The organism is Mycobacterium sp. NGS15 (genome assembly GCF_059813245.1).
On sequence record NZ_JCALEF010000002.1, the window covers coordinates 190,943 to 209,813 of the forward strand.

At 63.2% G+C, this 18,871-nt stretch carries 21 protein-coding genes, 3 tRNA genes and 1 pseudogene; 14 read left to right on the forward strand and 11 right to left on the reverse strand.

Features of this window, described 5'->3' with window-relative positions; translation table 11 throughout:
- The first annotated feature begins 69 nt into the window (after positions 1-69).
- Together AC5Y5C_RS05130 and AC5Y5C_RS05135 are read left to right on the forward strand one after the other, a co-directional pair.
- The gene (locus tag AC5Y5C_RS05130; RefSeq protein WP_499969663.1) at positions 70-594 is read left to right on the forward strand and encodes a MarR family winged helix-turn-helix transcriptional regulator; all 525 of its coding nucleotides are present in this window, start codon (positions 70-72) and stop codon (positions 592-594) included.
- 10 nt (positions 595-604) lie between these two features.
- Positions 605-694 (forward strand) — tRNA-Ser (locus tag AC5Y5C_RS05135).
- 150 nt (positions 695-844) lie between these two features.
- On the opposite strand, the gene AC5Y5C_RS05140 is transcribed toward AC5Y5C_RS05135, so the two are convergent.
- Together AC5Y5C_RS05140 and AC5Y5C_RS05145 are read right to left on the reverse strand one after the other, a co-directional pair.
- Entirely contained in the window at positions 845-1,441 is a 597-nt protein-coding gene (locus AC5Y5C_RS05140; protein WP_499969665.1) for a hypothetical protein, read from the reverse strand.
- Between the two features lie 11 nt (positions 1,442-1,452).
- Complete coding sequence (locus AC5Y5C_RS05145) at positions 1,453-2,121, reverse strand: SMI1/KNR4 family protein (RefSeq protein ID WP_499969667.1); 669 nt, start codon at positions 2,119-2,121, stop codon at positions 1,453-1,455.
- A 211-nt stretch (positions 2,122-2,332) separates the two neighbouring features.
- Here AC5Y5C_RS05145 and AC5Y5C_RS05150 point away from each other — a divergent pair, with 211 nt between their 5' ends.
- Complete coding sequence (locus tag AC5Y5C_RS05150; RefSeq protein WP_499969669.1) at positions 2,333-5,272, forward strand: amidase domain-containing protein; 2,940 nt, start codon at positions 2,333-2,335, stop codon at positions 5,270-5,272.
- Between the two features lie 6 nt (positions 5,273-5,278).
- A complete protein-coding gene (locus tag AC5Y5C_RS05155) occupies positions 5,279-5,773 on the forward strand; it encodes a hypothetical protein (protein WP_372991382.1) in 495 nt (164 codons plus the stop codon).
- Here the strand turns inward: AC5Y5C_RS05155 and AC5Y5C_RS05160 are convergent.
- Positions 5,772-6,008 (reverse strand): annotated as a pseudogene (locus AC5Y5C_RS05160) (hypothetical protein); the annotation flags it as partial. The gene AC5Y5C_RS05155 and the pseudogene AC5Y5C_RS05160 overlap by 2 nt on opposite strands.
- Before the next feature lie 500 nt (positions 6,009-6,508).
- Positions 6,509-6,859: a hypothetical protein gene (locus tag AC5Y5C_RS05165; RefSeq protein ID WP_499969672.1), complete on the reverse strand. Its 351-nt coding sequence runs from the start codon at positions 6,857-6,859 to the stop codon at positions 6,509-6,511.
- A 206-nt stretch (positions 6,860-7,065) separates the two neighbouring features.
- Here AC5Y5C_RS05165 and AC5Y5C_RS05170 point away from each other — a divergent pair, with 206 nt between their 5' ends.
- Together AC5Y5C_RS05170 and AC5Y5C_RS05175 are read left to right on the forward strand one after the other, a co-directional pair.
- Complete coding sequence (locus AC5Y5C_RS05170; protein WP_372991869.1) at positions 7,066-7,512, forward strand: DUF3592 domain-containing protein; 447 nt, start codon at positions 7,066-7,068, stop codon at positions 7,510-7,512.
- Positions 7,513-7,636: 124 nt separating this feature from the next.
- Positions 7,637-7,807, forward strand: a complete 171-nt coding sequence (locus AC5Y5C_RS05175; RefSeq protein WP_372991386.1) for a hypothetical protein — start codon at positions 7,637-7,639, stop codon at positions 7,805-7,807.
- 59 nt (positions 7,808-7,866) lie between these two features.
- On the opposite strand, the gene AC5Y5C_RS05180 is transcribed toward AC5Y5C_RS05175, so the two are convergent.
- Positions 7,867-8,388: an OsmC family protein gene (locus tag AC5Y5C_RS05180; protein WP_499969674.1), complete on the reverse strand. Its 522-nt coding sequence runs from the start codon at positions 8,386-8,388 to the stop codon at positions 7,867-7,869.
- Positions 8,389-8,503: 115 nt separating this feature from the next.
- Here AC5Y5C_RS05180 and AC5Y5C_RS05185 point away from each other — a divergent pair, with 115 nt between their 5' ends.
- The 3 genes from AC5Y5C_RS05185 to AC5Y5C_RS05195 are packed head-to-tail and all read left to right on the forward strand — an operon-like array spanning position 8,504 to position 10,314.
- Positions 8,504-9,304 carry a class I SAM-dependent methyltransferase gene (locus tag AC5Y5C_RS05185; protein ID WP_499969676.1) on the forward strand — a complete coding sequence of 267 codons (801 nt, stop codon included), beginning with the start codon at positions 8,504-8,506 and terminating at the stop codon, positions 9,302-9,304.
- The gene (locus AC5Y5C_RS05190; protein ID WP_499969678.1) at positions 9,301-9,966 is read left to right on the forward strand and encodes a helix-turn-helix transcriptional regulator; all 666 of its coding nucleotides are present in this window, start codon (positions 9,301-9,303) and stop codon (positions 9,964-9,966) included. Before AC5Y5C_RS05185 ends, AC5Y5C_RS05190 begins: the two co-directional genes overlap by 4 nt.
- 12 nt (positions 9,967-9,978) lie before the next feature.
- Complete coding sequence (locus AC5Y5C_RS05195) at positions 9,979-10,314, forward strand: cupin domain-containing protein (protein WP_499969680.1); 336 nt, start codon at positions 9,979-9,981, stop codon at positions 10,312-10,314.
- A gap of 16 nt (positions 10,315-10,330) precedes the next feature.
- Here the strand turns inward: AC5Y5C_RS05195 and AC5Y5C_RS05200 are convergent, their stop codons facing one another.
- From AC5Y5C_RS05200 to AC5Y5C_RS05210, 3 genes are read right to left on the reverse strand one after another with little or no spacing between them, the layout of a single operon-like run.
- A complete protein-coding gene (locus tag AC5Y5C_RS05200; RefSeq protein WP_078330335.1) occupies positions 10,331-10,804 on the reverse strand; it encodes a hypothetical protein in 474 nt (157 codons plus the stop codon).
- 56 nt (positions 10,805-10,860) lie between these two features.
- Complete coding sequence (locus AC5Y5C_RS05205; RefSeq protein ID WP_499969683.1) at positions 10,861-12,804, reverse strand: family 2A encapsulin nanocompartment cargo protein cysteine desulfurase; 1,944 nt, start codon at positions 12,802-12,804, stop codon at positions 10,861-10,863.
- Positions 12,791-13,714 carry a family 2A encapsulin nanocompartment shell protein gene (locus AC5Y5C_RS05210; RefSeq protein WP_070937495.1) on the reverse strand — a complete coding sequence of 308 codons (924 nt, stop codon included), beginning with the start codon at positions 13,712-13,714 and terminating at the stop codon, positions 12,791-12,793. Before AC5Y5C_RS05210 ends, AC5Y5C_RS05205 begins: the two co-directional genes overlap by 14 nt.
- 416 nt (positions 13,715-14,130) lie before the next feature.
- Here AC5Y5C_RS05210 and AC5Y5C_RS05215 point away from each other — a divergent pair, with 416 nt between their 5' ends.
- Positions 14,131-15,414: a TQXA domain-containing protein gene (locus tag AC5Y5C_RS05215; RefSeq protein WP_499969685.1), complete on the forward strand. Its 1,284-nt coding sequence runs from the start codon at positions 14,131-14,133 to the stop codon at positions 15,412-15,414.
- Here the strand turns inward: AC5Y5C_RS05215 and hisC are convergent.
- Positions 15,411-16,520, reverse strand: coding sequence for a histidinol-phosphate transaminase (hisC, locus tag AC5Y5C_RS05220; RefSeq protein WP_499969687.1), 1,110 nt, complete (start codon positions 16,518-16,520; stop codon positions 15,411-15,413). The genes AC5Y5C_RS05215 and hisC overlap by 4 nt on opposite strands.
- Positions 16,521-16,654: 134 nt before the next feature.
- Here hisC and AC5Y5C_RS05225 point away from each other — a divergent pair.
- From AC5Y5C_RS05225 to AC5Y5C_RS05235, 3 genes are all read left to right on the forward strand, one after another.
- A tRNA-Ser gene (locus AC5Y5C_RS05225) sits at positions 16,655-16,743 on the forward strand.
- Positions 16,744-16,791: 48 nt separating this feature from the next.
- Positions 16,792-16,867, forward strand: a tRNA-Arg gene (locus tag AC5Y5C_RS05230).
- Positions 16,868-16,895: 28 nt separating this feature from the next.
- The gene (locus AC5Y5C_RS05235; protein WP_499969689.1) at positions 16,896-17,327 is read left to right on the forward strand and encodes an SRPBCC family protein; all 432 of its coding nucleotides are present in this window, start codon (positions 16,896-16,898) and stop codon (positions 17,325-17,327) included.
- On the opposite strand, the gene AC5Y5C_RS05240 is transcribed toward AC5Y5C_RS05235, so the two are convergent.
- Positions 17,312-17,875: a GNAT family N-acetyltransferase gene (locus tag AC5Y5C_RS05240; RefSeq protein ID WP_499969691.1), complete on the reverse strand. Its 564-nt coding sequence runs from the start codon at positions 17,873-17,875 to the stop codon at positions 17,312-17,314. The genes AC5Y5C_RS05235 and AC5Y5C_RS05240 overlap by 16 nt on opposite strands.
- Entirely contained in the window at positions 17,872-18,465 is a 594-nt protein-coding gene (locus tag AC5Y5C_RS05245; protein WP_499969694.1) for a TetR/AcrR family transcriptional regulator, read from the reverse strand. Before AC5Y5C_RS05245 ends, AC5Y5C_RS05240 begins: the two co-directional genes overlap by 4 nt.
- A gap of 113 nt (positions 18,466-18,578) precedes the next feature.
- Between AC5Y5C_RS05245 and AC5Y5C_RS05250 the strand changes: the two genes are divergently transcribed.
- Complete coding sequence (locus AC5Y5C_RS05250; RefSeq protein WP_499969697.1) at positions 18,579-18,803, forward strand: hypothetical protein; 225 nt, start codon at positions 18,579-18,581, stop codon at positions 18,801-18,803.
- Positions 18,804-18,871 lie beyond the last annotated feature (68 nt).

An 18,871-nucleotide genomic window follows, 5' to 3' on the forward strand; every position in this document is an offset into this window, starting at 1 on the left:
GGGTATTAGACACTGTGGGTGGAGTCGCGGTGGGGGCCGTAGCTTGGTCGGTGGAAGGGGGGATGGTGCATGAGTACACGTTCGGAGAGTGAAGTCCCGGGACTTGACCTCGCCGAATTTCGTTCGTGGCAAAACTTTTGGATAGCGACCAATCGGCTGTACTTCCTGTTGAACCGGAAAATGGTTGCTTCGCACGGTATTTCGTTGACCGACTTCCAGGTGCTCCAACAGTTGTTGCGATCAGCTAACGGCAGCTGCCGGATGGGGGATATCGCTACCAGCCTGTTGGCCTCGCGTAGCCGGATTACGCATCAAGTGCGCAGGCTGGAGGAGCAGGGGCTGGTGAAGCGGGGGTCGATGCCGCAGGACCGCCGGGCGGTGCTGGCGGCGCTCACCGAGCAGGGCCGCACCCTCGGCGAGGCGGCGATGTCGACCTATGCCGAATGTGTCCGCGAGCACTATTTGACTCGGCTGACTCGAGCGCAGCAGGCCGCCATCGCGGAGAGCTTCCGGCGGGTGGGTGAAGGCGCCGAGGACGCGCTCAGGGACGGGGAGGGCCGCGGCGGGGAGTCGGCCGCCTGGCGGAGCCGCTAGGCTTGCCCACGGTGGCGTGGCAGAGCGGCCTAATGCACTCGCCTTGAAAGCGAGAGACGGCTAACACCGTCCGGGGGTTCAAATCCCTCCGCCACCGCCATAAACTACCTGCTAGAGGCAATTTCAGGGCATATTTCCGGCGCCAAGCCAGATGTCGGAAGTCCCAAAATTGCCACACTCTGCCACATAGCGCCGGGAATTGGTCCGCCGCTCGAGCGGCGTGTCGTGCACTGCGGCCGGTCTCACCGCTCTATCCAAGGTGGGATTTCCTTATGGCTCGACTACCCAGTTTTATCCGGCGCGTCGACACCGCACACGGTGTCAGGTATGAGGCGCGGATGAATGCCACGCTGCCAGACGGCCGGCGGCTCCAGAACCGGAAGCGGTTCAAGACTGTGGAGGCGCGAAGGAATGGCATGCGAAGACATCGGCTGAACTTGCGACAGGTACGCACACTGCGCCGTCCGATGTGAGCGGAGTCATCTCGTGCCTGCCGCACCAACTGAGCGGAGTCATCTCGTGCCTGCCGCACCAACTGAGCGGCCGTGGCGAGGCTGAGGCGAGGTTCTGCTTCCCGTAGGGCCTTCACTGCGGAGACATCACCACGTACACCGTCGATCAAGGCAAGCACTCGGGCGTTGGACCACTCGGAGGCGAGCTGCTCCTGATCCACGACGGTATATCCTTTTTCTCCGTTGCAATTTCGCAGCCACCAGATGGTCCATGCGAAGCTCAACGCGAACATAAGTACCCAACCCCAACTGCCTGTTAGTGCCTTGGTGATCATCATGAACGGCGCCGCGATCACCAAGATCCACGCCCCGATGACCTCTAGTCGCTGTGCCATGCGGGTCTCCTCTATGGGTAGTTGGGGCATGTCAGGTAGATGGGGTATCCCGGTGCCAGCTTTGCGATGACGTCATCGAGTGTGGGGGAGCCGGGTTCGTCGGGTTCGTTGAGCGCGTAGTAGGTGCCCCAGTTCATCGTTTCGGTCTCGGGAAGTAGGACATGCTCTTCGATCGCTTGGACCAAGGCGGTCAACCAGGTGTCGAACGACGGTGCCGCGACGACACGAAGTTCGGCGGCATGGTCGAACTGCATGATCTGGCCCGCGATACCGCCGGTGAACGGTTTGCCATCGTTCTCAAGAGTTCCGCCACCGCCGAGGTCGACACAGATTTGGTCCCCAAAGTTGTCTTCTAGGAACGGAATCCAGTCGTATCCCCACCAGTTCCGCTCTTTCCAGCGAGGTCCGTGTTTGAGCAGATTTCGCAGCATCGTGATGCTGTCGATGATCGCTTCGATTGACATGAAATTCCATGGGCCAGCAAAAGTGGCTAGAACGTCGCGGGCACCCACCCCGTTACGCCAGGTGAGCAGATCACGAAGAGTCGCCGGCAGGGATTGGCCCGCCAGGGCTTCGAGGGCATCGATCTGTTGAATCGTTGCGCCCGGTGCGTGTACGGCGAGAAATTCCGGATGCACAGCCCGCAATGCCGCGTCCAGACGTTCAATAAGGGGATTCACTTGGACTCCTCGTGTGTCAGTTGGACTGGGGATGTGGCCGTTGCCAGGCGGTGTGGTCTCATCTGAGCCTGGTCGTTCGTCGCCGCTAAGCGATTCTCGCGTACAGGTGCCCCTGCGGCAAGAAGCATGTTTGCTACCCACATGGACAGGCGTCGCTAGCTGGGCGTAATGTCACGTCCCTGAGGGCTTTGCGGAAGTTGACGGAGGCGATGTGTCGGGGACCGAACGATCAACTAAAGCGCTGACAGCGGTGACAGACTGCCGTGATCTGGCGCATTCTGGCGCGGTTACGCGGGAGTTGCCTGCGCGTGATCTTGAACAGCGACGCGGTGTCGAAGTCGATGCCGGTCGTCGGCTGGCTGCTTTCGCTGCTGGGGGTGTCCTGGTGGTTGGTGCGGTGGCCGCGTTGCACAATCTGTACCGCGGCGGCGATGGTGTCGCCGAGCTGATCGGCTGGGCCGGGTTGTTGCTGCTGGGCATGACGGCGCTTGGCGGGGGTGTGAAGCTCGCGATGTGGGGCGCCAAGCCGGTGACTTCGGTGGTATCTGATGAGGCCGAAGCGCGTTTGTCGGAGCCCTTGTTGGCGATGGTGGCGGCCGCTGCGGTGCTCGTTGGCGCGTTGGGCATGTGGTGGACGTTCCGGGGTGGCTATTCCAGTTGGTGGCAGCACCTCACCGGTGAGAACCAGTGGTCGCTGTTGCTCGGAGTTGGCCAGATGCTCGTCGCCGTCTTGGCGGGCGCTGCGCTGTTCACCGGGGGCAAGTACCTGACTGGTCTCGCCAAGGAAGTGCTCACTGACTCGGGTCTGCTCATCGAGCGCGACCGAGCAGCGGGCAGGCGTCGTGCGCAGGAAGGGCTGTGGCATCCCGGCCTGGTGGCGGCCTTGATCGCTGGTGGTTTGGGTTTGGTGCTGCTGACCGCCGGGATCACTCCGCGGTTGTATGTGTGGATCACCGGCCCGGATGTGCTGCCCGCTATCGCCTCTATCGCCTTCGTGTTGTTGTGGGCGATCGGGTCCAATCTGGGGTGGTGGAAAGGTCTTGGGGGGCTCTATAAATGGGCCACCGATGCTTCGCAGAAGGCCACCGCAACAGCTGGTGTTGTTGCGGTGTTGATGTTTTCGGCAAGTGGTTTGGGTTTGGGTTGGTTTACGCCGGCGACGGTTCCGCAGGCACACGCGGCATGCCCGCCGGATTGTGGCGGACCGGGTGGCAGTGATGGTCCGCCTGGGGGTGGGCAGATGTTTCAGCCGCCGAGCCAGGGTGGGGCGCAGATGCCGGACTATCAGGGCGGGATTAATCAGCCGCCGATGGATCAAAACGGCTCGGTGTCGATTTATAACACTCAGGCACCCTCGATCAGCAACAACGGTGCTAACGGGGCCAGTGGGCAGCAGGGGCCTCAGCAGGGGTGGGATCAGCCCGCACACGGCACCCAGATCCCGGATTATCAGAACGCGACGCCGTATACCCAGGGGCCGGGCAGGCCGAATCCGGATTTCAATCCAGGATCCCAAGGCGGACAGGCCAACTCGGGATCGCAAGGTGGCCAACCGAATCAGGGTGTGCAGCAGCCGGCGCAACAGCCACAACAGGCGCCGCAACAGCAGCCGCCGCAGCAGAACACCGGGCAGGAGCCCAATCAGCAGCCGCAGCAGTCGGATCAGCAGAAGATCGATGACCTGACGCGCCAGTTGCAGGAGAAACAGCAGCAGTCCAGCCAGGACCGGCAGCGTGCCGATGATCTGACCAAGCAGCTGCAGCAGAACAAGCAGAGCCAGAAGCAGCAACAGTCGACGAAGTTCCCGTCGAAGGACAAGAAGAAGGACGACAAGGACGAGCAGGACGACCGCGATAAGCAGTCCGGCGACAACGATCTGACCGCGCTGTTGCTGGGTGCGGCCTCGACGCGGCGCCGTAAGCAGGACGAGCAGCAGGGCCCGGACACGCAGGCGCTCGGGCAGGACGCATCCCAGTTGGGTCAGTCGCTGCCCGGCGATATCGCGAACACCGTGTCCGACAGCTCAAGTCTGGGACAGTCGGCCGGTTCAGCAGCCCAGAACTTCGGGCAGGCCGGGCAAGCCGGTGTCTCGTTAGCATCATCGGCGCAGTCTGGTGCGGTGAACCCGCAAGACGTGATGACCGTGGTGCAGGGTGTTTCGGGTGGTGTCAAGGACACCGCCGACGCCGTCAAGTTCGGCAGCCAGATCGCTTCGACCTGGCTGGAAAACGGCAGTCAGACAACAGAAATCGTGTCCGACGCTAGCCCACAAACCAAACAGCAGATGCAACAGCTGCAGCAGTTCCTCGATGACGGGAAACAAGGCGCCGACGGTGTCAACAAGATCGCAGACCTGACCTCACAGGGCGCTGGCGCGGTCAACAGTGGTGTCGGCATGGATCCCTCCCAGATGCAATCCGTCGAGCTAATGAGCGGCGATGCCACAACTATGAGCGGACCGTTCACACAAGGCGGCGGAGATAAAATACCTCAGCTGCCACCACCTAGCGCGGACCGGCAAAAGGCCATTGACTACACCGACAAATGGGCGAATGGCGCGAACCCCGAGTATCGAGACTTCGGAGTCGGCTACGAGTGTACGAATTTCGTTTCTCAAGCAATGCGAGAAGGCGGATTCAAGGACGTTGGGCCCAACATAACCGACCTGCGTGGCGGCGACAGCGATGAATGGTACTACCAACGTGACCCTTTCCAGATAAACTTAGGCATTGGCGACATCCCGTCCCAACCGCATTCCACGACATGGAGCTTGGCGCGCGAGAACCACAATTTCATCACCCAGCATTCTGGCCGGGGATCGATAGTCGGTATTGCAAAAATTCCGGCTGACCCAGGAAACAATGGAGCGCCTGACAAGGGGGCGCTTGACCCGCTGGCACCGTCTAAAGCAGGACTGATACCCGGTGACCTCATCTACTACAAAGAAGGAAACGGTGATATCAGCCACGTAGCAATGTTGGTGGGCCGTCAGGAGATCTTTGACCCGCAGACAGGAAAGAGTGTGCTTACCGACATAGTGAATCAACACGCAAGCCCGGACAATAGCTTACGAAATGATTGGATGCCAGAAAGCGCGGACTATAGCAATGGTCAAGCTGAATTTGTACATCTAGTTTTTCCGGGAGAATGATTGACGATGAAATGGGCCAAACGTTCCTTTCTGATTCTGCTGACAGCATTGGTTTTCGCGGTTCCTATCGGTTTTCTGATCTACCTATATAAAGATGATGCAGACCTGTACCGCAGCAAGGACTACGACAGCCCGCAGAAATTGCGCGAAAGCGCCCAAGGGCTGGTGGATGGGCTGAATACACATGACCCAGCGCGGGTTAGGCTCTTCAGTATCAAATCTGGCACTCCGCAGGATGCTGTCGAACAGGCGAAACTGAATCGTCTCATTGAAGCGGCGCTGCCACTTCCTAACTGTAACTACACGCTTGAATCTGTGGATGACCTCGGCGAACAGGGCAACAGAGTCTTCGCATGGGGAACCGTTCCGACGTATCGCTACGACATGCATCTCACAGAGCAGTGTCCAGGCAAACCTCAGCTCAGCCGTCTCATCGGAGTGATCTCACGAGCAACTGAAGGTGGACACTGGACAGAGACCCTCTTTGTCATCGAGCAATAACAGGACTGGCGTTGTTGTTCTCCTCGCGGGCCACGCAGCGTGTGTTCTGCGTCAGCTTCGGCACGGGTTCGACATCGGCGACATAGATGATCATCGAGTCGCCTGAAGCGAATTGTGCAGTGGCAGAGCCGTTTGCGTCGAGCTGACTCGTGGGCTCTTTGAGGGCGTAGACGAGTCCAGTGACGAATAGGCCGATGCCGCCGATCAGCCCAATGGCTATCAATGCCGCGCCGATGGCGTACCAGTAGCGCGGTGTCGGTCGGTGTGGTGCGGCGGGAGCGGGCCACTGCGGGGGCGGTGGTGGCGGGCCCAGGGATACGCGCCAGCGTGTGGCGGAGGCGGCTGCGTCCATGAAGCGCCAGGATCATTGTCTTGCACCGCGTAACCCCGTTTTCATCCCGCCTGTTCAGAACATGTATGTGAGTAGCTGACGGGTCGTTACCAGGTCGTGGGTTGAACGGCGCCAGTGTTCGCGCGTGCGCGGGCCCTGCGACTCTGCGTCACGCGGCGCCTCGATGCCTTGTCCGGTGACGTCGGCATACACGGGCTTCGCGGACGGCCTTCTCGGTGATAATCGCTGTTTTCGTCGACAGCATCGGTGTTTCGGACACGCTGGTGGAGCATGCCGACACCGCAAACGCGGCGGCCAGCGTGCAAGCGAGCCGGTACATCGTCACCACAACGCCATCGTGGCACGTCAGATGTATATGGGGTAGTTGCGCCGCTCAGCGGCGATCACGTGGATAGACCGATACCCCAGACGCCGAGCGTGGAGGTGAACCCGCCATCCGGGGAGTCGGGATGCCAGGCGCTGATGTGCACGGCCACTGGCACGAAGGAGGCACCGTCATATTCAGGGGTAGCCGAGTATTCTTCCACCGTTCCGTCCAGGATGAGCGGACGGACAATGTTGAGATCGATGCCCGCCTTCGCCGATGCCAACCAGGCAGGTACGTAGACCACGTTTTCGGGGATGTCCGGCCCACTGAATTCGGCGGGGAGCAGCAGCATGCGCTCCAAATGGCCCTGCGCACAAAGGTGCTGCGCCTTCTGCTCGGAATCGATCGAAGAGAAATCTGGACCCACACCGGCACTCTAGACGCTGTGGCCTCTTCTCTGGACACTTCGCCCACCCGCGCACTACATGCGTTGCACAGTGGCATCTATCTGTTAGCTGTGAGGAGGGCCTTCGATGACTCTCAGGGTCACGCCGAGCGAGTTGCGTGCGGGTGCAGATAAAATTGACGCCGCCAACTAAGGTCGGTAAGGAAGCCATGCAACTGATGTCACACATGATTGCTAGGCCGGAGCGCCTAGTGTGTGCGATAGCTGTCACCGTTGGCTTGATATTCGCGAGTATCGGTGGTGCAACTGCGCTATATGAATCCAAGTTCCAACAGCGCAGTGCGATTACGAGCGGGTGCGTTGTCGACCAGCAGCCGCGTCGCAGTTGCAACTCCAATGATGACTGCCACGCATCGATGTATCCCGTCGTGCGGTTCGACGTCGACGGGCGCCGCGTCACGTTTACATCCAATTCCACGGGGTTGCTGTCGCCGAGAACTGGAAAGATAGTCCCTGTTCGATACGACCCCGCGAATCCGTACGATGCTGAGATCAGTTCGTTTGAGTCGGAGTGGGGACTCTCCCTGATCTTCGGCCTTATAGGCGTGGTGCTTGTTGGCGTTGGAGTAGTAGTTCTCGTCCAGGCCCGTCAGACGTCAACATACAGTGAGTAAATCCCGTCATCTGGGGACCAGCGGGTGCTCCAAATCCAGGACGCCAAGGATGGACGTTCAACTCGGTTCGATGTTTGTCAACGTCTGAAAGAAACCCGTATCCGCAGGCAGCAGGCTTTTCTGGATGATCGAGGAGGTTTCAAATCCCTCCGCCACCGCTCTTGACTCCTCGGCCGGGCGCCTGGGCGCGCATCTGACGGCTACCGCAGCGGCGGATGTTTCGGTTCCCGGCCCGGCTCGAACGGGCTGCCTCCCTCGCCAGCTGCGTGAGCAGCGGACCGCACGTACCGGTTAGCGCGGTCTAGGGCGGGCGCCGATGATGCTGTCAGGGAGGCTCTGCGCCCGGCAACAGATTTAGGACCGCGGCTGCGTAATCAGTTGTGTGTGTACGGGGATGGAGCCGGTGGTCAGATCCAACACCGGGCAGTGTGCGTCCACGGCTTCGTGAAGTTCGCGGTACCGCTCGTCGCCGTCCGGCCCGGAGACCGTCACCGTGACGCGGATCTGCTGGAAGCCGGGGCGGACGCTGTCGTCCAGGCCGAAGAAGCCGCGGACATCGAGGTCGCCCTCGGCGCTGGCGCTGAGTGAATCGACTTGAATCCCTAGTCTTTCCGCCCAGAACCGATAGGTCACCACCTGGCAGGACAGCAGCGATGCCAGGTAGTACTCGACGGGATTGGGTGCTGTGTTCTGCCCGCCGAGGCTTGGCGGCTCGTCGACATGGACGCGGTACTTGCCCAGGGTGATCTCGCTACCGACCGTGCCCTCTGGTTGGGCGGATGCCTTGAACACCACCATCGCGGCGCTTGGCTTGTCGGCGACCGCCTGTCGGGTCGCATCGGTGATCGCGTTGAGGGACGTTGTCGAGGCAGTCACGCGCGGTGACATTAGTCGGGTAACCGCCGCGCCGGGAGGGTTGCGTCCGTGGTGAATCTAACGCTGCGGGAACGTAGGGGTGTTTAAAAGGATAGACATCCTCTAAATTGGAGTTGTGGCCGACAGAGAAACGCTTCCGCTGGCTGGGCGCCGGGATGAAGACCTTCCCGACCACTGGCTGCTGGCACGGTTGGGTAAGCGCGTACTGCGCCCGGGCGGGCGTGAACTGACCACTCGGCTCTTGGCCGCCGGGAAGGTGACTGATGCCGATGTGGTCGAACTCGGGCCCGGGCTGGGCCGGACTGCGCGCGACATCGTGGCGCTGCACCCGCGGTCCTATATCGGTATCGATGACACCGCGGCGGCCACGGAATCGGTGCGCAATGTCGTCGCATCGTGTGGTGGGCGCGTGATTGTCGCGGACGCCGCCAGTACGGGTCTGCCCGACGCCAGCACCGACGTCGTCGTGGGCGAGGCGGTGCTGACGATGCAGAGCGACAAGGCCAAGCGGGCCATTGTGGACGAGGCATACCGGGTGTTACGGCCGGGCGGGCGGTACGCGATTCACGAGCTCGGGCTGACACCGGACTCCGTGGACGCGGCCACTAAGGACGCGATTCGCGGGGCTCTGGCCCGCTCGATCAAAGTCAACGCACGGCCGCTCACCGTGGCCGAGTGGAGTGAGCTGCTCCGTGCCTCGGGATTCGAGGTGGTGAGCACCGACCGGGCGGCGATGGCGCTGCTGCGCCCGCGGCGCGTCATCGCCGACGAGGGCATTATCGGAGCCCTGCGGCTGGTGAAAAACGTTCTCCTGCATGGTGGCGCGCGCAAGCGAGTGCTTGCCATACGCCGTACATTTCGTGAACACAGCGACGCGCTGACGGCGGTCGCGGTAGTCGGCGTCCGGCCCCAATGACCGGTAACCGCAAAGCGGGCCAACAGCGCGACCGGGTGCTCGGGCTGTTGCGGGAGGCGCCGCAGCCGGTCGGCGTACAGCACATTGCCGATAGTCTGCGGATCCACATCACCACGGTGCGCTTCCACCTCAAGACCCTGGAAGAGCAGGGGCAGATCGTCCGGCGCGGTGGCAGTGCCGGCCAGAAGGCAGGCAGGCCCAGCCTCGCTTACGCGATCGCCCCACGGCTCGACTACGCCGATGTCGTGTCGCTTTTCGCAGTCCATCTCGGCGGCACCCCCGCCGAGCGTGAATCACGGGCGGCGCTGGTGGGGGCCGATCTGGCACACCGGGTTAACGTGGCGCGCCACCGGGTAGCCATCCCCGCCGCCAATTTGGTCGTGGAAACCCTTGGCGAACTGGGGTTTACAGTGCACTCCACGCTGATGTCCTTTGGTCGAATCACCGTGCAGATTTGTTCCTGCCCGCTCGCCGAGATCGCCGCGGCTGCCCCGGAAGTGGTCCGCGGGATCCAACGGGGTCTCATCCAGGAAGTTCTCGATGTCAACGCCGACGCGGTCGGCGGGCAGTTTCAGGTGACGGTGTCACCCGACGCCGGGCATGGGGATTGCACGGTCATTCTGGCTCTGCACCCGTGTGACGCAGTGCCCCAACACCAGTAAGGAGACCAGGCCATGGACGTCATCTCGATCGTAGCCCTGGGCGATGAGCAGGTCGCAACAGCGAAGAATGCGCATAGCGGCCGGGCGGCGCACACCGTGCACGGCGGCAGCGGCCATGTGGTGAGGCAGGTGGTGCTGGCTCTCGCCGGCGGTCACCAGCTTGCCGAACATGAAAACCCTGGTGAAGCAACCCTATTGGTGCTCAGTGGACGGGTGGAACTCGCGACGGCAACGGAGAAGGCCGTCTTGACCGCCCGCGACTACGTGATCATTCCGCAAGAGCGCCACGACCTTACGGCGGTTGAAGACTCTGTGGTGCTGCTGACCGTGGTGGGCCGGGTGGGGTGAACCAGTCGCGGCTACATCACATCCGGGGGATGTTCAGCGGCACGTTCCAGCCGGCCAGCTTGCAGTCGATTTGTTTGGGGGATTGGTACCCCTCAAGGTAGGTCGCCGCCGATCCACAGGCCAAGTACGTACCCGGCTTGAGGGCCACTGGCTGGTCGTCGGGTGGGAAGACCACCGAAACTGAATCCCCATTGTGGATGTCTCGGACCGCCGTGTACTCCAACGGCACCGCATTCGCCGCACCCTCCGGAGTGCCGTCGTCGACGGTCAGGCGCAGCGTGAACTCCATCGGCACGCTGTCCAGATTGGTGTAGCAGCCACTGGCGTCGATCCGTGTCTGCACCATCTGCGCCCCACCCACCGTTGCGATGTACGGTCTGGCGATACTGAAGTTGCAGCCGACCTCGTTGACGTCAGCCTGTGCGGGGACTGCCATCCCGGTCGCCGCGAGTACCGCCGCCAGCACGCCACCCAGCCATTCTTTGACCATGATCGCACTATGGCACATCTTTGCTGACGGGGCTAAGAAACCGGCCGCCTACCCCACTACGCCTTGGGCCCACCGCTTTCCGCCAGCCGCCGCACCGCATCGATGAAGACGTCGATCTCGTCGAAGGTGTTGTAGAACGCGAACGACGGCCGCACCGTCTGCTCCAGCCCCAGCCGCCGCAGAATCGGCTGCGCGCAGTGGTGTCCGGCCCGCACCGCGATGCCGTCGGCGTTGAGTGCCTTGCCGACCTCCACCGGTTCGTGCCCGTCGAGCACGAACGACAGCACCGATGCCTTGTGATCGGCCGTCCCCACCAGTCTTACGCCAGGTATCGCGGCCAATTGCGGAGTGGCGTACTCCAGAAGCGCATGCTCGTATTCAGCGATGCGGTCGATGCCGATGCGCTCCACATACCGCAGCGCCTCACCCAGTCCGACGGCATCGGCGATGTTGCCGGTGCCCGCCTCGAACTTGTTGGGCGGCCCCTGGAACACCGCGCGCTCCAGGGTGACATCGGCGATCATGTTGCCGCCGCCCTGCCACGGGGGTGTCTCCGCCAACGCGTCCTCGCTGCCGTACAGCACACCGATCCCGGTGGGGCCGTAAATCTTATGGCCCGAGAAGACGAAGAAATCGGCGCCGAGCTCCTGCAGATTCACCGTGAGGTGCGGTACCGACTGCGCGCCGTCGATGAGTACGCGAGCGCCGTAGCGGTGCGCGATCTCGACGATCTGCTTGGCGGGTGTCACCGTGCCCAGTGCATTGGAAACCTGGGTGGCCGCAACCAGTTTCGTGCGCGGCCCGACCAGGTCTTCCAGCTCGTACAGCAGCAGGTTACCGGCGTCATCCACCGGGGCCACCTTGATGACAGCGCCGGTCTTCTTCGCGATCTGCTGCCACGGAACGATATTGGCGTGGTGTTCCAGGTGGGTGATGACGATCTCGTCCCCGTGCCCGAGGTTCTTACCGCCCCAGGCGTGCGCCACCAGGTTGATGGCCTCGGTGGCCCCGCGCACAAAGATGATGTTCTCGTCTGCCTCGGCGCCCAGGAACTTACGGACGGCGCCGCGCGCATCCTCGTACGCGTCGGTGGCCCGTGCCGCCAATTCGTGTGCGGCACGGTGGATATTCGAGTTCTCGTGTTGATAGAAGTGCACCAGCCGATCGATCACCGACTGCGGCTTCTGCGTGGTCGCGGCATTGTCGAACCAGATCAGCGGCTTACCGTTGACGGTCTCGGACAGGATTGGGAAATCCGACCGAATCGAGGCAACATCGAAGGCACGCGCATCCTCGTGGATCGGCGCCGCCGCAGGCGCCCCGCCCAAGAAGTAGTAATTCGACTCGTCGCCTCCGGCCGGTGCCCCCGGAGCCGTCCAACCCAGGTTCGGTACCCCTGGTGCCTCCGAGTACGGAGCCACGCGAGGTGCGGCGGCTGCGCCGGAGTTCACCGAGGGGGTTGCGAGCACCCCGGGGATTGTCGGAACCAGCCCCGAGGGAACGGCGAAATCGGCCAACCCCGTCGTGGGATAAGTCGGATAACCCGTTGCGGAGGTATGTGCGGCCGATGTGCCCGATGTCAGGTCACCGCCACCCCCGCGAGGTGCCACCGGCACCGCTCCGGGAACACCGTCGGGGGTCGCTGAACTGAACGCCGCGACCGGCGGGGCCACCGTTGCCGTCGATAGGGCGTCCGCCACCGGTGCCAGCGCGTACGGACTGGCCAACGAGCCTGCCGTGGCTGCCGCGGATGACCCCGCGGTTGCGTCCGGCACGACACCCCGGGGCGCGACGGGTACCGCCGGACCCGGGGTGTCGATACCCGGTGCTCCGGGACTGAATGTCGCCGGCGGTGCGGCTCCGGAACTGAATGTCGCCGGCGGTGCGGCTCCGGAAGGCGTTGCCTCCCAGAACAGCTGCGTGGCCAGGGCCGACAACTCCGCCGCGGATGGGAAGCCAGGTGGGCTGTCGGTTACCGGGATCGCGTCACTTGTAGACATGGAACTTGTCCACCTGCACATCGTCGAGAACGGCCAGTGCGTCATCGGTCAGCACAGCCAGCGACGAATACAGGGTGACGAGGTACGAGGCAATGGCCGACCGGTTGATGCCGGTGAACCGCACCGAGAGACCCGGGGCCTGCTCGCCGACCAGGCCGGGCTGGAACAGGCCGACGACGCCCTGGCGCTCCTCGCCGGTGCGCACCAACAGGAACTTGGTCTTGGCGTCCTTCACGGGAACCTTGTCCGACGGGATGATCGGGATGCCGCGCCAGGTGATGAACTGCGCACCGAACAGACTCACCACGACCGGCGGCACACCGCGGCGGGTGGCCTCGCGGCCGAACGCCGCCACCCCGAGCGGGTGGGTCAGGAAGAAGCCGGGGGTCTTCCACACCTTCGTGATCAGGGCGTCCAGGTCATCCGGGGTGGGAGCGCCGCCGAGGGTCTTGATGGTCTGCTCCGGTGTCGCCTGGGCCAGCAGGCCGTACTCGGCGTTGTTGATGAGCTCGCTTTCCTGACGTTCCTTGATGGACTCGATGGTCAGGCGCAGCTGCTGGGCGATCTGGTCATGTGGGCTGGAGTACAGATCAGAGACCCGGGTGTTGATGTCGAGCAGCGTCGAGATGGTCCGCAGGGTGTACTCGCGGGGGTTGGTCTCGTAGTCGACGTAGGTCTGCGGCAGGGGGGCCTCGCCCTCGCCCTGCTCTTCGCTGTGGATCGCGACCTTGTCGGGGTTGATCACGCGGTTCACCCGGTAGATGCCGGCCTCGACGGGAACCCAGTTCAGGAGATGCAGCAGCCACCGCGGCGTGATCGTCGACAGCTGAGGGACGGTCTTGGTGGCATTGGCTAGCTGCCGTGCGGCGAGATCGCCGAGGGCCTGGGATTCGTTCTTGGCAGCGGGCACAGCGGTTTCCTCCTGGGCGAATGGGATCAAGACCTGATGGCCGAAATCCTAATCGCGATTGGGTCGGCGCATCAGGTAACGAACACCCGTGCGCCGAACTCAGCGCCGCCGGGTCACCGGCACGCCGCACCGCGGCGCACTCCATGTCGCGCGCGCCCGCCAGAGCCGGGATGCCGACAAAAAATCAGGGCGCGCTGCCGGTCGTACGTAGACTGGTTGCATGCAGCACGTCGCACCATCGCACCGGCTTCGGGCGATCAGCGGGCTGCGCGCCGACATCTTCGGGGCGCGCAGCGCCGCCGTGTGTTGCTGTTGTTGTTGATTCCCTAACCCCGCCCCTGGCATCCCAGCCGACTGTCTTTCGACGTTATCGAGCTTCTGGGCTGCAATCCGCCGGCACAAGGATCAAACAACCCATGACCACTCATTCTTTGCTATCGCTCGTCGAATGGCCGTCCGCCCGCATCACTGGCAGGCGTCGCAGCCACAACGCCGAGGTACTCCCACGGCGCCTGACGAGGTACCGCGGGGGCACCTATTCGTCCACCGTGGACGAGGTCGTGTTCACTGACGGAACTTCTGCTCGCACGGATTTAATTCGCCTCAACCCCACCATCGCGGCGTACTCGCTCGATATCGCGGGGATCGCTCCCAACCTGCCATCGGGCTACGCGGTGGCGGACTGGCTGTCGGTGGCGAACCTGCGAGCCCGTACCCGTGAATCGCAGGTTGCATGGATCTTGGCCAACTCCTTCCCGGCACTGTCGACGGCTCAGCTGAGCCGTCGCTTGCGTGCGGCTGGATTTCTCGAGGGCGGAAATAGCACGGCCAATATCAAGGACCACGAGGCCATCGCCGGGACCCAGGCGGCCATCTGGTTTCTCACCAACGGGGTCGAGCTGGACACCGTGGCACGCAATGTGCCCACGGCAACCCGAAAGTCACCGTCCTTCATCGAGTTTGAATTCAAGGAACGTCCTCAACTGGGCGGCCTCACGGTGAGTACCGGTGCCGGGCAGCAGCCGGCGAGCGTTCGGCTGCACGCATCTGTCAACGGCGCCGTATGGCGCGAGGTGTCCTCGTCGGAGTTGAGCTTCGCCGAAGGTGAGGCGCGGTATGTCAAGGCACTGGGTGTAGGCGCGACGGTCGCCGAAACACAGCACGGTGCACCCGATCTCGGATACCGCTTCTATCGTCTGTATGTGCAGGGCGGTACCGATCATGTCAAGGGTGTCGAATTCTGGCTGCATGACGCGCGCAACCATCGCAACGCCGACCGTGTCGTGCAGCTGTACCAGTACCTACTGGAACAGTCGCTGATTGCCGCCGGCCAGGTGGACCATCCCCCCGTGATCGATGACTCGCAGGCGGTGATGGCCGCAGGCCTGATGGGTCCGTTCGTGGTGGATTCGCTGCGCCCGGTTCTTCTTTCATTTTCCGAGGGCGCCACGGCGATGGACATCTCCGGCGCCGAACTCAGCGGGCTGGTCGACCCGGGCACGCGCTTCTATGTGCGACCCGCGGAGTGCGTTGCGGCGGTAACGGTCTCGGTGGTTGACCCGGTGGCGACCGCCCGTGTACTTACCGGAGTGGCAGAGGGGCCGTTGACCCCGCTGGCATTGGTGCTCCCGGATGCCCGTGAGGTCGTCGAGCTCACCGTCGAATGGGCCGAAGCCGCACAACTATCGAGGGTGAGTTAGCGCCAGGTGCGCGCGAACTCGAGGAATGCGTCGTTCTCCTCGGGTGCGCCAATGGTGACCCGAACGCCATCGGTTCCAAAGGGGCGCACGATGATTCGGGCCTCCGCTGAGGCTTGTGCGAATTCCGCTGTGCGCTCGCCCAGTGGTAGCCAGACGAAGTTTGCCTGCGATGGCGGCACGTCGTACCCCGCCTTCCGGAGGGTGCTGGTCACCCGGGTGCGCTCGGCGACAACGTCGTTGGTCCGGGTGAGGAGCTCCTCCGCGGCGCCGAGTGAGGCGACCGCGGCGGCCTGGGCGAGACTGGACGCGCTGAACGGTACGTACACCTTGCCCAGCGTGGTGATCACGTCAGGATCACCGATGGCGTAGCCCACCCGCAGTCCCGCCAGCCCGTATGCCTTTGAGAAGGTGCGCAACACAACCACATTGGGGTGTTCGCGAAGCAGAGCGATGCTATCGGTGCTCGATCCACTTTGCGCAAGCGGCTCGTCGGTGGCGTCCTCGCGCACGTACTCGATATAGGCCTCGTCGATCGCGATGAGGATGTGGGGCGGCACCGTCTCCACGAACCGTCGCAGATCGGCGGGTGGCACCACGGTGCCGGTCGGATTGTTCGGGTTGCAGACGAAGATCAGCCGGGTGGCGTCTGTCACCGCGGCGGCCATGGCATCAAGGTCGTAGGTGTGGTCGAGCAGCGGCACCTGAACCGGGGTGGCACCGGCGACACGCACCACCAAGGGGTAGGTCTCGAAGGAACGCCAGCCGAACAGCACCTCGTCGCCCACCGTCGCGGTGATTTGCACGAGCTGCTGGCACAGGCTCACGGATCCGCATCCCACCGCAATGTGCTCGGGCGGCATATCCACGTGTTTAGCCAGGTGCGAGCGCAGTTCGGCGTACCCGTTGTCGGGGTACCGGTTGATCTGCGCGGTGGCCTCGACGATGGCTGTGCGGACACTCGGCAGCGGTCCCTGCACGGTCTCGTTACTGGCGAGCTTGATGGCGCCGGGGACGGTGCGGCCCGGGGTGTACGCCGGCAGTTGGGTCAGCTCGGGGCGTAGTCGCGCGGGTACCGATGAGCCGCTTGCGCGAAGAGGATCAGACACGGCCATCAGACTATCGGTGCATGTTGGGCCGGATGACGACCAACGGCTTTGCCTTCCGGCCGCGCGGGCCTGTACTCTGTGCCCTCGGCGGTTCCGAATCCATTTTATGGGTTCCGGTACCCTCGGGAAGTTCAGGAGGCGTGCCAGAGCGGCCGAATGGGACTCACTGCTAATGAGTTGTCCCCTTTACGGGGGACCGGAGGTTCAAATCCTCTCGCCTCCGCGTCGGTCTGCAGGCCAAACCTGTTGACCTGCAACAATTGAATAGCACGCGCCCGTAGCTCAACGGATAGAGCATCTGACTACGGATCAGAAGGTTAGGGGTTCGAATCCCTTCGGGCGCACCAGGACTTCTTCACGAGTGAGTGAGAAGCAATGACACAGGTTCAGCGGTATTTCCCGCATCCTCCCCCTGACGTGTGGTCGGCGCTCGTCGACCCGGCATCGTGGTGGGGCAAGCCTGATACCCCGCCGGTCGATGTCACCGTGGGGAGCACGTTCACGATGACCACCGTGCCGGTGGTGGGAACGCGGTTCAGCGGCGTATTCGAGGTCGAGTTTCTCGATGCTGTCCCCTACGAGCATTTGACCCTGGGCCTTCACGCCCATGCCGGCACGGGGCAGTCGGCCCGGTGGACACGTCACGTGGCCTTTCGCGAGCACGAGGGCGGCACACTGCTGACGGTGACGAACCGGGGCGTCAATCTCGACGACGTCGACGAACGGATTCTGCTGCGGGTCGTCAAAGAGATCCAGGAAACCGAGTTGTACGGCATCGCGACACTGCTGGATCAGCCGCGCGGCTGATCCCGTGCGAGGCGGTGCAGGGAAGCCGTGGCCAAGATCTGCTCGGCGTCGAACTGAATGAACGTCGACACGGGCTCGAATCCCAACCGCCGCAGCAGATTGACGGATCGCACATTGGCGCTTTGGGTTGCCACGAGCACCGGTTGATCGGGTAGTTCCACGGCGGCGGCGCCGAATAGCGCCGACGCGGCCCGATAGGCCCAGCCCTTACCCCAGGAGTCCCGGCGGAACACGTACGACAGTTCCAGCTCGTCGCCGTCGGGGATGACATGGCCGGGCAGCTCCGAATGTCTGCGATCGAGTGTGATGGTTCCGGCGAACCGGTCGTCGGACTTGTCTGCCACGACAAATGCCCCCGCAGCCGCCGTGGCCGCGTGTGCTCCGTGTTCGTCGAGAAATCTCTCCACGTCGGTCCTCGGGCGCGGTCCACCGAGATACGTGCGCACGCCGGGATCGGTCATGATCTCTACCAACCCCCCGCGATCGGCGTCACGCGCCTTGCGAAGCGTCACGTCCCCCGCGTCGATGCGAACCGCTGTCAGATTCATGCCAGCCCGTCCCGCAACCGCTGAAATCCTTGGGAGACAAGCTCGCCGGGGTTCTTCGGTAGCGTCGAATCGGACACCGCCAGCTGGATGACCGTCCCGAGGACTGCGTAGGCGGCATTGCAGACCAACCGCGGATACAGGTCGACGTCAGGATCCAGACCGGTGCGCCGGCTGACTTCGGCAAGCACGACGGTTCCCACATCATCGGACCGCGCCGCGTCATGCGCTGCCAAGCCCGGGTTCTGTGCCGACAACCGCGTGACGGCGACGGCGGTGCCGAAGGCCTCGGAGGTCGCCAGGTCCAGCATCACCGCTTCGAGCGAGTCGAACACGTGCTCGTCGGTAGGGCGCTGTTGCAGCAGGCCGACGGCGTTGTCCTCGATGCCGCGTAGTGAGAACAGCACCGCGTCTTCCTTGCTGGTGAAGTAGTTGCGGAAGGTGCGCGATGACACGCGCACCGCATGCGCGATCTCGTCGACGGTGACTGCCGCCAGGTCGCCCCGATCCAGCGCCAGCTCCAGAGCGGCGCGACTCAATGCCAGCTTGGTCTCTGACTTCTTCTGTTCGCGCAGGCCGCTGGTCGGTGGCATGTGGCCATAGTAACAAACATTCCAATTAAGGAAACTTTTCCAAAAGCGGAAGCGTTCTATGGGTACATCCGGCGTCAGGGTGAGGCCGGGAGCATGAAGAAGAGGCAACTGACATGCGGAAAGTACTGGCGTCAGTGGGTATCGCCGCCGTGCTGGCGGCCGGGGGCATTGCACTGGCCGGACCCGCCGCGGCGGCTCCCTGCGGCAAGGTCGTGGTGTGGGGCAATGGCGGCGGAGTCTGTGAGTCTGACTTCGCGCCCGACGGCAGCTTCACGCGCTGCGACACCGTGTACGTGCTTGGTATCGGTGGAACGAACTGCTATCGGGTGTACCCCTGAGCGCTATCGGGTGAGCATGACGGTCACACCTGGGACGTCGTGTACCAGAAGCCTCCCGACGCGGTGTC

Excerpts from the sequence above, each read along its gene's own strand:
- AC5Y5C_RS05130 (WP_499969663.1), top strand. The coding sequence starts at position 70 with ATGAGTACACGTTCGGAGAGTGAAGTCCCGGGACTTGACCTCGCCGAA.
- AC5Y5C_RS05140 (WP_499969665.1), bottom strand. The coding sequence starts at position 1,441 with ATGGCACAGCGACTAGAGGTCATCGGGGCGTGGATCTTGGTGATCGCG.
- AC5Y5C_RS05155 (WP_372991382.1), top strand. The coding sequence starts at position 5,279 with ATGAAATGGGCCAAACGTTCCTTTCTGATTCTGCTGACAGCATTGGTT.
- AC5Y5C_RS05170 (WP_372991869.1), top strand. The coding sequence starts at position 7,066 with ATGATTGCTAGGCCGGAGCGCCTAGTGTGTGCGATAGCTGTCACCGTT.
- AC5Y5C_RS05175 (WP_372991386.1), top strand. The coding sequence starts at position 7,637 with ATGATCGAGGAGGTTTCAAATCCCTCCGCCACCGCTCTTGACTCCTCG.
- AC5Y5C_RS05190 (WP_499969678.1), top strand. The coding sequence starts at position 9,301 with ATGACCGGTAACCGCAAAGCGGGCCAACAGCGCGACCGGGTGCTCGGG.
- AC5Y5C_RS05195 (WP_499969680.1), top strand. The coding sequence starts at position 9,979 with ATGGACGTCATCTCGATCGTAGCCCTGGGCGATGAGCAGGTCGCAACA.
- AC5Y5C_RS05200 (WP_078330335.1), bottom strand. The coding sequence starts at position 10,804 with ATGGTCAAAGAATGGCTGGGTGGCGTGCTGGCGGCGGTACTCGCGGCG.
- AC5Y5C_RS05205 (WP_499969683.1), bottom strand. The coding sequence starts at position 12,804 with ATGTCTACAAGTGACGCGATCCCGGTAACCGACAGCCCACCTGGCTTC.
- AC5Y5C_RS05215 (WP_499969685.1), top strand. The coding sequence starts at position 14,131 with ATGACCACTCATTCTTTGCTATCGCTCGTCGAATGGCCGTCCGCCCGC.
- AC5Y5C_RS05235 (WP_499969689.1), top strand. The coding sequence starts at position 16,896 with ATGACACAGGTTCAGCGGTATTTCCCGCATCCTCCCCCTGACGTGTGG.
- AC5Y5C_RS05240 (WP_499969691.1), bottom strand. The coding sequence starts at position 17,875 with ATGAATCTGACAGCGGTTCGCATCGACGCGGGGGACGTGACGCTTCGC.
- AC5Y5C_RS05245 (WP_499969694.1), bottom strand. The coding sequence starts at position 18,465 with ATGCCACCGACCAGCGGCCTGCGCGAACAGAAGAAGTCAGAGACCAAG.
- AC5Y5C_RS05250 (WP_499969697.1), top strand. The coding sequence starts at position 18,579 with ATGCGGAAAGTACTGGCGTCAGTGGGTATCGCCGCCGTGCTGGCGGCC.